The sequence below is a fragment of the Acidobacteriaceae bacterium genome (assembly GCA_035944135.1).
GTDB lineage: Bacteria > Acidobacteriota > Terriglobia > Terriglobales > Acidobacteriaceae > Granulicella.
Genome location: DASZBM010000002.1, coordinates 852,890 through 867,482, shown reverse-complemented (window position 1 = coordinate 867,482; position 14,593 = coordinate 852,890). Strand labels below are relative to the sequence as shown.

The window sequence follows — 14,593 nt, the reverse complement described above, 5'->3', positions numbered from 1 at the left end:
AAAGGGATTTCTATGATGATGGCTTCCAATGAAATGCCGTGAAATTGTGCAACGGTTTAACCGTGTCTTATTGGCATGCGGGCTCTCCTTTCTAATTCAGGGGCTGTGCATTGCGCAGAACCCGACTCCTCTCGAGCACGAGGCGCAGAAGCCGGTGGAAGGATCTCAGCCTGCGGCAAGCGGCGGAGTATCAACGGGCGGAGCGCATACGGTGGTTCTGGACGCTCAGCATCGGCCGATCACGGCCGGAGGCTTCGTCAAGTCAGGCCCGGTGATCTTTATGGATGTTGCCAAGGCTGCAGGGCTGACAACCTGGACCCATCGCATGGGAGCACCGGAGAAGAACTACATCATCGAGACCGTGGGCTCGGGAGTTGCGCTGCTTGATTATGACAACGATGGATGGCTTGATATCTACCTGGTGAACGGCTCGACCTATGACGCGATGACAGGCAAAGCAACGCCACCACACGCTGCGCTCTTCCACAACAACCACGACGGCACGTTTACTGACGTGACTGAGAAAGCAGGCGTCGCGAATGATCGGTGGGGCATAGGCGCGGTTGTCGGCGATTTCGATAACGATGGATGGCCGGATATCTATGTCACGAACTTCGGTAAGAACCGGCTCTACCATAACAACCACGACGGGACATTTACTGACGTAGCTGAGAAGGCCGGGGTGGATCTGGGCAACTGGTCTACCGGCGCCACATGGGGTGACTATGACGGCGACGGGCTGCTGGATCTCTTCGTGCCCGGATATGTGCACTACGACATGCAAAATCAGCCCAAGTCGTTCAGCTTTTGTCAGTTCCGTGGCGTCAAGGTGATGTGCGGACCGAGGGGACTGCACGGCGAACCCGATCATCTGTTTCACAATAACGGCGACGGAACCTTTACGGATGTCAGCGAACACGCTGGAGTTGCGGACGCGAACCGCTACTACGGACTGGCTTCGTTGTTTGTCGATGTGAACGGTGACGGCAAACCGGATCTGCTAGTGGCGGACGATTCGACGCCAAACTATCTCTACATCAACAAAGGCGACGGCACCTTCGAGGACGACAGCTTTGCAAGCGGCTACGCGCTCAATGAGAGTGGCCGCGAGACTGCCTCGATGGGAATTGCCGCAGGCGATCTCATGCATCGAGGAACCGTCGATCTTTACAACACAACCTTTTCGGATGATTACAACCCGCTCTACAGAAACGACGGCTCCGGGAACTTTACGGATACGGCCTATCAGGATGGCATCGCAGAGCCAACGGTTCCATTTCTCGGGTGGGGAACGGGGTTCTTTGATTACGACAACGACGGCTGGTTAGACCTTTTCCTCGTGAATGGGCACGTGTATCCGCAAGTGGATGCGCAGAACTGGGGCACAACCTGGCAGCAAAGGCCATTGCTCTTCCACAGTGATAAAGGCAAGCTCACGCTGGTGCCGGCGGTCGAGGGAACTGGACTTGCCAAACTTGCGACGTCACGTGGGATGGCTTATGGGGATTTGTTCAATGATGGGCACATAGATGTCGTCGTGAACAATCTGGACGGGCCGCCGTCGTTGTTCCGCAACGTGGTGAAAAACGATAACCACTGGATCTCGTTCAAACTGATCGGGGCTCCGGCGACCGAGCAGGGCAAGCGTGGAAGTCCGCGGGATGCGGTCGGTGCCTCTGTCTTTGTGACTGCAGATGGTTTCTCACAGCGCCAGGACGTGCTTGCGGGTGGCAGTTTCGCCTCGAGTTCGGATCAGCGCCCGCACTTCGGATTGGGTATCGCAAACAAAATCGACAAAATTGAGGTGCACTGGCCTAGCGGCAAGGTGCAACAGATTCCGCCGCCGCCGGACCTGGATCGGTTCTACGTAATTACCGAAGGTAAGGGCATCGTCCCAATGAAGTATTGAATGAAGTTCGTCCAGTCACGCGAGAGGCTGCTGTTCGAGGCGGTGGTGACGGGCCGAAAAACGAATCCATTGGGTGGAAGGAAAAGGTTGACTGGGGTGAGGTTGAACCCCTAGTCTTCGGGCAGGGCATGAAAGCGGTTTCATGGCCCTTTCGCCGTTAGTTAGTGATCTTCGAGGAGCAAAGCGTGACGCGAGACTGGTCGACAAAGGCAGCACTGGTGGTGATTGCGGGGGCATTGACCGTGCCTTCTTGCGCCTCGGCGCAGACGGCGGTTAAGGAAGCGTCCTGGGGAGCTACAGCGCAGGGGCGTCCGGTTTCAATCTACACGCTGACCGACTCCGATTTGACGGTGAAGATCACTACGTTCGGAGCAAGAATTGTGAGCCTCGATGCACCGGATCGGAACGGTGTGAAGGCAGATGTGGTGCTTGGGTACAAGGACCTCGCGGGCTACGAGAAGGACAAGGGAACCTATTTCGGCGCGATAGTTGGGCGATATGGGAACCGCATCGCCAAGGGCACGTTTGCGTTGGATGGACAGACATATCACGTTCCGGTGAACAACAACGGCCAGGCCTTGCATGGCGGCCCGGTCGGGTTCGACCAGAAGGCGTGGACCGCGCGCGAGATTCCGAACGGCGTGGAGATGACGCTGGTGAGTCCGGATGGAGACATGGGATTTCCAGGCCAATTGACCGCGCATGTGCGGTACACGCTGATCGGCAAATCACTACGAATCGATTACAGCGCAACCACCACCAAGCCAACCGTGGTGAACCTGACGAATCACAGCTACTTCAATTTATCGGGTGAGGGAAGCGGAACCATCTTGGATCAACAATTGATGATCAATGGCGACAGATATACGCCCATCGATGCGGTGCTGATCCCAACCGGCGACCTGCCTTCGGTCAGCGGAACGCCCTATGACTTTCGCAAGCCGACTGCGATTGGGGCGCGGATCAATCAGAACAATCAGCAGTTGAAGCTTGCCGGCGGATATGACCAGAACTTTGTACTGAACGGTACGCCGGGGACGATGCATCTCGCGGCAAAGGTAGTCGACCCAAAGAGCGGACGCACGCTGACGATCACCACGACAGAGCCGGGCGTGCAGTTTTATTCGGGAAACTTTCTGGATGGCACGCTGACCGGTATCTCCGGTGTCAAGTATGTGAAGCATGCTGGCTTCGCGCTGGAGACACAGCACTTTCCGGATTCGCCGAATGAGCCGAAATTTCCTTCGACGGAGCTAAAGCCGGGCCAGACTTGGCACTCGGAGACGGTGCTTACGTTCGGCGTGGAGAAATAAGTTCGCATGAGCATCCAGGCTACCCATGAGATCTGGTTCGTCACTGGCAGCCAGCATCTGTACGGTCCCGAAACCCTCCAGCAGGTCGCCACTAACTCGCGTGAGATTGCCGCATCGTTCAACGCTGAACAGAGCATTCCAGTCCGAGTTGTCTGGAAGCCCGTGGTTAAGACGGCCGATGAGATTTCAGCGCTGACCCGCGAGGCCAACAATATGCAGGCCTGCATCGGTCTCGTCCTCTGGATGCACACCTTCTCGCCGGCCAAAATGTGGATCGCGGGCCTTACCGCGTTGCGCAAACCTTTCCTCCATCTCCACACCCAAGCCAACGACACGCTCCCGTACGCAACCATCGACATGGATTTCATGAATCTGAACCAGGCCGCGCACGGCGACCGGGAGTTCGGCTTCATCACCGCGCGCCTTCGACTTGCCCGCAAAGTAGTGGTCGGCTATTGGAAAGACCCCGATACAGTCGCCGAGGTTGCTGCATGGATCCGCGCTGCTCTGGGTTGGCACGAGTCGCAGAACCTAAAGGTTGCTCGCTTCGGTGACAACATGCGCAATGTCGCCGTCACAGAAGGCGATAAGGTCGAGGCCCAGCGCGTCTTTGGTTTTCAGGTGAATGGTTACGGCATTGGCGATCTCACCGACCGAATGGCGCAGTTCTCCGATGCCGAGGTCGACAAGCTCATCCAGGAATACCGCGAGCAGTACACCATCGCGCAGCAGCACGAAAAACCGGATGCCTTCAGGGTTGCAGCTCGAATCGAGCTTGGCCTTCGCGCCTTTCTCACCGAGGGCGGCTTCGGCGCCTTCACCGACACCTTTGAGGATCTCCACGGAATGGGTCAGTTGCCAGGGATCGCGACCCAGCGACTCATGGCGTCGGGGTTCGGCTTCGGCGGTGAAGGCGATTGGAAAACCGCAGCCCTGGTCCGCATCATGAAGGTGATGGCCCAGGGCCTGCCAGGTGGCACGAGCTTTATGGAGGACTATACGTACGATCTCGCTGGCCTATCCGACAGCAAGATTCTGGGTTCGCATATGCTCGAAATTTGCCCGAGCATTGCGGCCAGTAAGCCGAGTCTCGAAGTGCATCCGCTTGGTATCGGCGGCAAGGGCGATCCTGTCCGTCTTGTCTTCACCTCGCCTGCGGGTTCTGCGGTCGTCGCGTCGATCGTCGATATGGGGAATCGCTTCCGCATGATTGTGAACGAAATCGATGTCATTGTCCCAGAGCAGGACTTCCCCAAACTGCCTGTAGCTCGCACCGTTTGGTTGCCGAAACCCAATCTAAAGGTTGCGGCTGGAGCCTGGATCTACGCCGGCGGCGCTCATCACACCAGCTTTTCGCAGGCCCTCACCACTGAACACCTTCGTGACTTCAGCGAAATTGCCGGCATAGAGTTCGTCACCATCGACGCAGACACTCGCATCCCACAGTTCCGCCGTGAACTCACCTGGAACGATGCGGCTTACAAAATTTTGCATTAGGCAGAACCGGAACTGCCTATGTTTCGCTGCGCTCAACGCGCGGAATGACAGCAATTAACCGCGGACCCGAATTCCTGTACATTCCATGCGTCACATCCTGGAGGATCGGCCACTGGCAGCTCTGCACAGCCACTAGAGATCGGAGGCAACCTAAACCAGCAAAATCCACGTCTCAGACGTAGGTAATCGTGTGTTTAGATAAAAAATACCCCGCATCCGAGGTGTCGCGGGAAGTATACGGGTGGTTGTTTTGTCGGGGATGCGAGGCAATCTGAATCAACGAGGCGAGGGATACTCGTCCCCGCTGGTTGATCTCACAAACTGTGATCGCGAGCCAATCAGGGTTCCCGGAAGCATCCAGGCCCACGGCTTCCTGCTTGGCTTGACGCTCGTCGACGATCATCCTCCGCAAGTCATTGTTGCCAGTGAGAACGCTTCTGCCTTCTTGCATCGACCCATTTCTCAAATCTTGGGTGCGCGGCTTGAGGAACTCCTCCCGTCAAAAAGTAGTTCATTGTTCGACGGTCGGACACTGCGCCAGGCGGCTAATCCCGGTTCAGCTCAATTCTTAGGCACCGTTTGTCTACCCGGTGATGCGAATTCCGAGGATGAATTTGAAGTCGTCGGCTATGGGGCAAGCGGGATGCAGGTGCTTGAGTTTGAGCGGGCCAATGGATCGATCAGCCAGGCTGAACTGAACACCGTCATTGCGCGTTTCGCATCGACACTTGAACAACCTCAATCCGCCTCTGATCTTTGCGAATCCATCACGGTGCAAATACGTCAACTTACCGGCTTCGATCGAGTCATGCTCTATCAATTCGATGAAGAAGGACACGGCACTGTACTCGCCGAGGATCGCAACGACCGCCTGCCTTCCTACCTCGGGCTTCGTTTCCCCGCGAGCGATATTCCACGGCAGGCGCGCGAGCTTTACTTACTTAATCGAGTTCGCATCATCCCCGATGTTGAGTATCTTCCATCGCCGCTTATAGCTGCAGAGGGTCGAATCGAGCCTACATCGCTCGACCTTTCACTCTCTGTTCTACGCAGCGTATCGCCCATTCACCGCGACTATATGCGCAACATGGGCACGATCTCGTCGATGTCGATCTCGATCGTATCTCAGGGCAAACTTTGGGGTCTTATTTCTGCCCATCATCACGAACCGAAGAGCGTTCCTTACCTTACTCGATCGGCCTGCGATGTATTAACTCGAATTATGAGTGCTCAGCTGCTGGCGTTGCAGCAGGCTTCAGAGATGGCGCATGCGATCCGCCTGAAGTCGATACATACCCAACTGCTTACCTATATGGCTGCAGGGGAGAGCTACATCGATGGGCTTGCGCGACACCCGGTTGAACTTTGCGCTTTGACAGGATCACAGGGGGCCGCGATTGTTGTGGACGACCGGTGCATTTGCCTCGGAGAAGCGCCGTCCGAGGCAGACGTCTTACGCCTCTCGGTATACCTGTCAGAACGGCTGAAGGATGATGTTTACGCAACCAGTGAACTGAGTGCCGAAAGCGAGGAATTCAGGCCTCTATCACCTAGAGCAAGCGGCGTCCTTGCCATCTCCATGTCGCAGGTTCATCGAATGCAGATTGTGTGGTTCCGACCTGAGGTCGTTCAGACAGTCAACTGGGCAGGCGAACCTGAAAAGGGCCACAAAGTAATTGAAGGTGTACTCCAGATTCATCCGCGGCACTCGTTTTCTTCCTGGAAAGAGATTGTGCGCGACAAGTCGGACGCATGGAGCGCGGTGGAAATTGAGTCGGCGCGAGAGTTTCGCAAGGCGGTGTTGGAGATTGTCCTAAGAAAGGCGGAAGAGCTGGCTGATATAGCGCTGGAGCTCGAGGTCACAAATCGTGAACTCGAAGCGTTCTCTTATTCCGTGTCTCATGATCTGAGGGCTCCATTCCGACACATCTCCGGGTTCGCTGAACTGCTTATCGAAGAAGAAGCCGCAGGATTAAGTGAGAGGGGTCGCAAGTACCTCACTACCATTGCGGAATCTGCACAGTTCGCCGGTTTGCTGGTCGACAGCCTTCTCAACTTCTCCCGGCTCTCACGAACGCCTCTCGATCTGCGTCCGTTGCCGATGACCATGCTCGCCGAAGATGTGTGGAACGACGTCGTGAAGCAAGAGCTGAAGGGCAGAGTGGTTTCATTCAACATCGACGAGTTGCCGACCGTTACAACTGATATCAACTTGATGCGCCAGGTGTGGCGAAATCTACTCTCTAATGCAGCGAAATATACCCGCAAACGAGAGAACCCTTCCGTCTTTGTTAAGGCAAGCTTCACGCCGGCCGAAGTCGTTTTTTCGGTCGCAGACAATGGAGTCGGCTTCGAAAATCAGTACGCACATAAGCTCTTCGGAGTTTTTCAGCGGCTCCATCGGATGGAGGACTTTGAAGGCACCGGAATTGGGCTCGCAAATGTACGTCGGATCATCACAAGAATGGGCGGCCGAACGTGGGCTGAAGGACAGCCGGACATAGGCGCCACGTTCTTTTTCAGTCTTCCATCGAAAACAATCACAAAGCCAGCTCAACTGCCGGTATCCCAAAACCTGTAATGGAGGCTCGTAAACAATTCGCCTATGCCTACACTGAAGCCAATTCTTTTGGTTGAAGATAATCCAAACGATCTCGAACTCACCCTCACAGCGCTCTCAAATACTGGCTTCGCCAATGAAGTGGTGGTGACGCGCGACGGCGCCGAGGCTCGAGATTACCTGTTTCGCAAGGGAGAATATGCGGATCGAGCGCCAGGCTTGCCTACGGTGGTTCTTCTCGATCTGAAACTTCCCAAGATCGATGGACTGGAGTTGCTTGGCATGATCCGCAACACCGCCGAAACGGCGAAGCTCCCTGTCGTCATTCTTACGTCATCGCGAGAAGAAAAAGATGTTGCCGCTGGCTATGAACTCGGGAGCAATGCATATGTCGTGAAACCTGTTGCATTCAATGAGTTCTTCAAAGCGATTCAAGATCTAGGCATATTCTGGGCTGTCTTAAACGAGCCACCACCTGGAAAGAGATAGATGAGTTCGCACGTTGACCATTACTCAATCCTGATGATTGAAGACAACCCGCTGGACGCAGAACTGGCGCAACAGCGGCTGCGGTCCGCCGGGTTCGTTTTCGATGCGACCGTTGTCGATACTCGTGCAGGCTTCGAATCAGAATTTGCGAAACATCAGTTCGACCTAATTTTGGCAGACTATTCTTTGCCTGACTTTGACGGTCTTACTGGCCTGGATATCGTTCGATCGAAGGACCGACGGCTGCCGTATATCTTTGTTTCCGGCGTCCTGGGTGAGGATGTTGCTGTCGAAACGCTTCTGCGGGGAGCGACAGATTACGTCCTCAAACAGAAGCTTGATCGATTGGTTCCGGCGGTGAAGCGCGCGCTTTCTGAGCATGCCGACTATCAATCACGAGAGAAAGCTGAACAAAATCTTCGCAAAATCGAAGAGCGTTTCGAGAGATTGACCAACAGTTTGCCTGCTATGGTGTGGACCTCTGACAGCCATGGCCGGCTCACCTTCGCGAACTCCCAGTGGAAACGCCGTGTCGCTGACACGGAGACATGGTTTGATGCACGCATTCTTCATCCCTCGGACGTGATCATGTGTCAGAGTGCGTGGCAGGAAGCGCAAAGTACCGGCAATCCATTTGAACTCGATTGTCGATTCAAGATGCTGCCCCATGGCCGCTTTCATTGGCACATCGTGCGGGCACTTCCGCTGGCAGGGGAGGATGGCCCCATCGAATGGGTCGGTACCTGCACCGATATTGAACAGCAACGCATTCGCGACGAGGAATTAAAGACTGCAGAACGTCTTGCGCTTACAGGCCGCCTGGCATCTGTCATCGCCCATGAAATCAATAATCCCCTGGAGGCGCTGACAAATATTCTCTATCTCGTGCGATCGGATGCGACGTCTCCAGAAGAGGCAGCCGCCTACCTGAATGACGCGCAACATGAGCTTGTCCGCATCTCCGCAATCACCAAGCAAACCTTGGCGTGGTCTCGGCAAGAAGGGAATCTGCTGGAAACGTCGCTGAGCGACTTGGTGGATGAGACGCTGAAGCTGTTCACGGGCAAAATTCGGAACAAGAATATTCGCATGAGCAAGCGGCTGGATTCATCGATAACGGTGCGAGTTGTGCCGGGAGAAATTTGCCAGGTACTCGCTAATGTAGTGAGCAATGCGATCGATGCTGTTCAGATGGACGGCGTGATTTCTGTGCTTCTCGAGCAAGAGGAAGATTCATCTGACGTTCGCCTCACTATCGAAGACAACGGCAAGGGAATTGATCCGGCACAGATGGAGAGCCTCTTCCGCCCATTTCAGACTACGAAGGGGAATCTCGGAAACGGGCTCGGTTTGTATGTGTCCAAAGGCATCATTGATCGGCACGATGGCGAACTGCATATACATTCCGAACCTCTTGTCGGCACAAAGGTGACAGTGATTCTTCCCGCCAGCGGAAGCTCCAAAGCTCACGAACATTTGGAGGCGAGCGGATGGATGTCTCGCGGCTGAAGGCGTCAACGTTGGAAGAACATCGGGCTGTCGAAGATTGCCTGCCGCTCATGCGGTCTGACCTAAAACGCGACGAGTACGTCGCTGTGCTGAAACGCCTGTACGGGCTCGTCGCCGCGTGGGAAACCTTGGCAGAGAAACGTTTCGCCGACTCATTACGAGAGGTGGCGCAAAGACGCCGGAGACTGCCTCTTCTCAGAGATGATCTTCAGTTTTTCGGTGCCGCTCCGGATCAAAGTGCTCAGCCACAGCTCCCGATCTTCGATGGCAACGCCGAACTCCTTGGAGCCATGTACGTGATGTAAGGGTCGCGTCTGGGTGGGCAACTGATCGCTAGACATGTCGGTAAGACGCTTCGCCTGGATATCCCTCGCGGCTGCTCTTTCTTCAGCGGATCCGGCGCGATGACCGGCGAGCGGTGGAGGGAGTTCTTAGAGGTACTGCGGACTGAGATCGATGACTGTGATTCAGACAAGGCGATCATGGGCGCAAAGAAGATGTTTCGAGCATTCGGACAATGGATGCGGGCTTCGGAAGGCGTAGTGGGAAGCGCCAACTGATCAAGTCAGCGCGCCAGGCACCACCGCATGCAAGGAAACTACGATCAGAGATCCTGAATTGAATTTTTCAAGGTGATAAGTATGGTGGAGGCGGCGGGAGTCGAACCCGCGTCCGAAAAAGCTGACAACAGAGAGCCTTCATGCTTTTCCCAGTTCTGCTTTGTCTCGTAGCCGGCGCTTAGAACGGGCGAAGATGCGCCGGCCACCAGCCTGATTGATCTCGTCCTTGGCGTACAGGCGGAACCCCGCGGACCAGCCTACTGTGCGACGATCGGTACCCGCCCATAGGCAAAGCGGGAGCGATCGGCTACTTAGTTAATTAAGCAGCAAGAGCCAGATTATTGTTGGCACTTATGGTTTTGTGAGCGATTACGGGTGCACACACCCCGGCATGCCTCTCTGCCGCAAGCAATCCCGTCGAAGCCGTGACGCCCCCATTTGGAGCTGACCGCAACATTGCATTGTGGCGCTGCAAAGAACTGTCTTGATTATAGATGCGCGAGCCACCGGGGAGGCTCAGGTGCGTCCTCGAATTCGCCCGGTCGGGCTCAATTCACGCTGCCGGCCCATTTTAGAAAAAAAAGGCGGCACGAAACGGTGTTCTGATTCGTGCCGGGAGGCCAGTGACGCAACTTGCTCTGAGCCGTAGAGCGCTCAGGAAAACGTTTGCCGTAGGGATTTCCCCTTAGCAGGGCTTCAGCGTAGCACAGGCTCGGGTGGAGACTCAAGCAATCATTTCTGGCGGGATCGAAGAATTTACATCAATGCGCCAAGTTGTTGATTTTCCGTGCAAGCTGGGTGTCGTTCTGGGTGATTCCCCCGGCATCATGTGTGACGAGGGCCAGGCGGACCCGGTTGTACCGAATATCGATGTCGGGATGGTGCCCGGCGGCCTCGGCAAGCTGGGCGACGTCGTTCACAAAGGCCATCGCCGTGACGAAGTCCTTGAACGTACGTTGCTGGACAATTTCACCGTTTTGGAGGGTCCAGCTGGGCAGCGTTGTCAGCGCTTGCTGCACTTGTTGATCGGACAGCTTCTGCATGAGGTCTCCTTTTTGAAGGCGTTCAGGAGGATGCTTTGCGCGCCTTACGCGCGGCGACCCACCCTTCCTTCGTGACCTGGCGGCTGCGGCCGAGGGCGAGGGCGTCGGGCGGTACATCTTCTGTGATGCAGGAGCCCGCGGCGACATAGGCGGCGTCGCCGACAGTAATCGGTGCGACGAGGGTGGAATCGGAGCCGATGAACACGTTGTCTCCGATCGTCGTCGTGTGCTTGTGCACCCCGTCGTAGTTACAGGTGATGGTGCCGGCTCCGATGTTGGTGCCTGCGCCGATGATGGCGTCGCCGAGATAGGTGAGGTGGTTGGCCTTGGACCCGCGGCCAAGGCGCACCTTCTTGGTCTCGACGAAGTTGCCGATATGGGCGCCAGCTCCGATGTCGCTGCCGGCGCGCATGTGCGCGTAGGGGCCGAGGAGCGCTCCGTCGCCAACCGTGACATCGTCGAGGATGCAGCCGTTGCGGACCAGGACCCCGTCGCCAATGTTGGAGTTCTGGATGACCGAATACGACCGAATGCGGCAGTCGGAACCGATGCGTGTGTTGCCGAGGATCTGCACGAAGGGCTCGATGACGGTGTCGGGCGCGATCTCGACTGTAGCGTCGATGACGCAGGTTTCGGGCCGGAAGATCGTCACGCCGGATGCCATGAGACGGCGTGCTGCGGCGGAGCGCATCGCTGCATCAAGGTGCATCATCTCGGCGATGGTGTTGGCTCCGAGGACCTCGTCGATGTGGGGCGCGACGTTAGCGACCACGCGCTTGCCTTCCGAAACGAGCAGAGCGGCGACATCGGTGAGGTAGAACTCGCCGCTGGCGTTCTGGTCGTTGAGACGTTCGAGATTCGAGAAGAGCGCGGCCGTTTCGAAGCAGTAGATTCCGGAGTTGATCTCGTCGGAGTCATCACTCGGCTTGAGGTCCTTCTGCTCTACGATTGCGCGAACCTCGGTTGCTTGAGCATCTTTGCGGAGGACGCGACCGTAACCGGTGGGGTCAGAGGGAATCGCGGTGAGGATGGTCATCGCGGCGCGCTCGCTGTGGTGGAACTCCATCAGGGCGCGGATGGTTTCGGACTTGATGAGTGGAACGTCTCCGGAGAGCACGAGCAGATTTGCGGGCGGTGTAATGCCGCTGAGCTCGAACTCGGCTTTGACCATCTGGAGGGCGTGGCCGGTGCCGCGCTGTTCGGCTTGGAGGACGAAGCCGACGCCGGTGTGCTCGACCGCAGAGCGGACGCGCTCAGCCTCGTGACCAATGACGCAGTAGATGTGATCCGCCGAGACAACGGTCTTCGCAGCGTCAATGACGTGAGCGAGAAGAGCACGTCCGCCGATCTCGTGAAGAACCTTGGGACGGCGAGACTTGAGACGAGTACCTTTGCCGGCGGCCATGATGACAACGCCGAAGTTGCTTGTATTCATACGGGATTAATCCTCTCACGGAGAGAGCAGGGATTAGGGAACAGGTATTACATTGCGGTGCGGCAGAGCTCGAGGACCGCGGGACCGAACCGGTCGAGCTTGTCCGGGCCGAGGCCGCGGATGCCGCGGAGCTCGTTGAGCGATGTCGGTGAGGCGAGGACGATGTCGCGCAGCACGGTGTCGCTGAAGATGAAGAAAGAGGGGAGGCCGATGCTGTGGGCTTGTTCCTTGCGCCAGTCACGAATGCGTGCGTCGAGAGCGGATTGCGTGGCGTTGAATTCGACTGCTGCAGGTGCCTTGGGTTGGGGTGTCTGCAGTGGCTTTGGCGCGGCGGGTTCGCGCCGTGGGAGGTTGGGTTGAGACGCGCGCGTGCGTCGTGGCTCTAAGTGAGTCGATGCACTGCGGCGCCTTGAGCTGCGTTTTTCATCGCGCTTTGACGAACGCTTCTCCTTGGTTGCGCCCGTATCGCGGAGCCAGACGGTGGAGAGAGTTTCGTCGTCAGGCGTGCGGCCTTCGTGCGTGATGGCGATCTTCCGGTACGTGACGTCGCGGCCTTCAGGCGTGCGGAAGGTGTCGTTGGTCAGGGTGACGAGAGCGGCGCGCGCAAGGCCGTCGAGCAACGCGTCAAAGTGCTTACGGTCTCTAGTGAGGGCAAGATCGGTGAAGAGCTTGCCGGTAGAGGTGCCGCGCGCAGCGACCGCGGAGAGGATGGCGCGGAGATCTTCGCGCTCGCTGGCAGTGGGCTCGCGCATGTTGGAGCCGGTAGCGCTGGCGGGGTGGCAGATGTCGCATTGGCCGCAGGACCGGACCGGATCGCTGCGGTCGCCGAAGTGGTCCACGAGCGCGGTCATGCGGCAGGTGGCTCCTTCGGCGAAGGCCATCATGGCGTCGATCTGGCGGCGGCGCGCGGTGACCTGGGCGTCATAGCCGTCCTGCCAATCGGGTTGGTTGTTGTTCGCAGGTTCGTCGGCGATGCGGACGTTGCCATTGAAGTCGGCCGTCGCAGCGCCGTGCGTGATGAGCTTTTCGAGCGAGCGTTCGAGCGTCTCCTGATCGAGCTTGAGCTTGCGCTGCAGGTAATCAGGCGAGACGAACTCGGCAGATAGCGCCCGTAACACCCGTTGCAGGTCGGTTGCGGGAGGGTAGTTGCGCTCGAGGAGGAACTCCTGCATCTTGCGGTCGGCGAAGCTGTAGAGCAGGACCGATCGCGAGGCGTTGCCGTCACGTCCGGCGCGGCCGATCTCCTGGTAGAAGGCCTCGACAGAGCCGGGCAGAGCGATGTGCACGACGGTTCGGATGTCGGCCTTGTCGATGCCCATACCAAAGGCGACGGTCGCCACGATGACGTCGAGCTTGCCGGCGAGGAAGTCGCGCTGGACGCGGTCGCGTGTGGCAGATTCGAGGCCTGCGTGGTACGCAGCGGAGCGGAACTTCGCGTTGAGGCGCGTGGCGAGCTCTTCGGCGGCTTTGCGCGAGGTAGCATAGACAATCGCCGGGCGCGCTGTCGGTTCGCTCAAGAGCTTTTCGGTGAACTCGGGGCGCTGGGGTTTCGAGAGCTCGAGGACCTCGACGGCGAGGTTGGAGCGGCGGAAGCCGGTGATGAAGATGGCGGGGTCCGGTAGGGCGAGTTGGCGGACGATGTCGCGCTGCACGGCGGGGGTGGCGGTAGCGGTGACGGCGATGATGGGGCTGGGGCGAAGTTGGGCGAGGTGCTGACCCAGTGTGCGGTAGTCCGGGCGGAAGTCGTGGCCCCATTGGGAGATGCAGTGGGCTTCGTCGACCGCGATCAGCGCAGGTTTGCGGCGCGCGAGCATCTCGGGGAAGCCGGGGACGCGGAGGCGCTCAGGACCGATGAAGAGGAAGTCGAGTTCGCCTGTCAGGTAGTCGCGGCAGGCTTGGCGGGAGGCTTCGCGATCCAGGCCGGAGTGGATGCGGGCGACGCGGAGGTTGAGGGCTGCGAGCTTGCTCGCCTGGTCGTCCATGAGGGCGATCAGGGGTGAGATGACGAGGGCTGTGGCTTGCTGTCCAGAGGCGCGGCGGGCGAGTGCGGGGAGCTGGTAGCAGAGGCTCTTGCCGGCTCCTGTGGGCATGACAAGCAGGACATCGCGGCCGCACGCGGCGGCTTCGCAGACCTCGCGCTGGTGGGCGCGGAATTCGCGGTGGCCGAAGATGCGGTGCAGGAGTTCGGGGAGATTTTCAGGGCCTGAGGGCATGCGCTGGGGCTATGGTCGCATGTTGGCGGCGGTGCAAAACTGGGGGAATCGGGGTGGATGCGGGG

10 protein-coding genes and 1 other RNA gene are annotated in these 14,593 nt (G+C 57.8%); 7 read left to right on the top strand and 4 right to left on the bottom strand.

What is annotated here, in order from left to right; translation table 11 throughout:
- The first annotated feature begins 28 nt into the window (after positions 1-28).
- The 7 genes from VGU25_06335 to VGU25_06305 all read left to right on the top strand — a co-directional run bounded on the left by VGU25_06335 (position 29) and on the right by VGU25_06305 (position 9,582).
- Positions 29-1,909, top strand: a complete 1,881-nt coding sequence (locus VGU25_06335; GenBank protein HEV2576809.1) for a CRTAC1 family protein — start codon at positions 29-31, stop codon at positions 1,907-1,909.
- A gap of 224 nt (positions 1,910-2,133) precedes the next feature.
- On the top strand, positions 2,134-3,222 hold the full coding sequence (locus VGU25_06330; GenBank protein HEV2576808.1) for an aldose epimerase family protein: 1,089 nt from the start codon (positions 2,134-2,136) through the stop codon (positions 3,220-3,222).
- Positions 3,223-3,228: 6 nt separating this feature from the next.
- On the top strand, positions 3,229-4,719 hold the full coding sequence (gene araA / locus VGU25_06325) for an L-arabinose isomerase (protein HEV2576807.1): 1,491 nt from the start codon (positions 3,229-3,231) through the stop codon (positions 4,717-4,719).
- A 241-nt stretch (positions 4,720-4,960) separates the two neighbouring features.
- Entirely contained in the window at positions 4,961-7,300 is a 2,340-nt protein-coding gene (locus VGU25_06320; GenBank protein HEV2576806.1) for an ATP-binding protein, read from the top strand.
- A gap of 24 nt (positions 7,301-7,324) precedes the next feature.
- On the top strand, positions 7,325-7,768 hold the full coding sequence (locus VGU25_06315) for a response regulator (protein HEV2576805.1): 444 nt from the start codon (positions 7,325-7,327) through the stop codon (positions 7,766-7,768).
- Complete coding sequence (locus VGU25_06310) at positions 7,769-9,277, top strand: ATP-binding protein (protein ID HEV2576804.1); 1,509 nt, start codon at positions 7,769-7,771, stop codon at positions 9,275-9,277.
- Positions 9,259-9,582, top strand: a complete 324-nt coding sequence (locus tag VGU25_06305) for a hypothetical protein (GenBank protein HEV2576803.1) — start codon at positions 9,259-9,261, stop codon at positions 9,580-9,582. The genes VGU25_06310 and VGU25_06305 overlap by 19 nt, the downstream gene beginning before the upstream one ends.
- Before the next feature lie 337 nt (positions 9,583-9,919).
- On the opposite strand, the gene ssrA is transcribed toward VGU25_06305, so the two are convergent.
- The 4 genes from ssrA to VGU25_06285 all read right to left on the bottom strand — a co-directional run bounded on the left by ssrA (position 9,920) and on the right by VGU25_06285 (position 14,528).
- Positions 9,920-10,273: a transfer-messenger RNA gene (gene ssrA / locus VGU25_06300) on the bottom strand.
- Between the two features lie 325 nt (positions 10,274-10,598).
- Positions 10,599-10,880 (bottom strand): 4a-hydroxytetrahydrobiopterin dehydratase, encoded by a 282-nt coding sequence (locus VGU25_06295; protein HEV2576802.1) that lies wholly within the window; start codon positions 10,878-10,880, stop codon positions 10,599-10,601.
- A gap of 22 nt (positions 10,881-10,902) precedes the next feature.
- The gene (gene glmU / locus VGU25_06290; protein HEV2576801.1) at positions 10,903-12,315 is read right to left on the bottom strand and encodes a bifunctional UDP-N-acetylglucosamine diphosphorylase/glucosamine-1-phosphate N-acetyltransferase GlmU; all 1,413 of its coding nucleotides are present in this window, start codon (positions 12,313-12,315) and stop codon (positions 10,903-10,905) included.
- Positions 12,316-12,362: 47 nt separating this feature from the next.
- Positions 12,363-14,528 carry a RecQ family ATP-dependent DNA helicase gene (locus tag VGU25_06285; protein ID HEV2576800.1) on the bottom strand — a complete coding sequence of 722 codons (2,166 nt, stop codon included), beginning with the start codon at positions 14,526-14,528 and terminating at the stop codon, positions 12,363-12,365.
- Positions 14,529-14,593 lie beyond the last annotated feature (65 nt).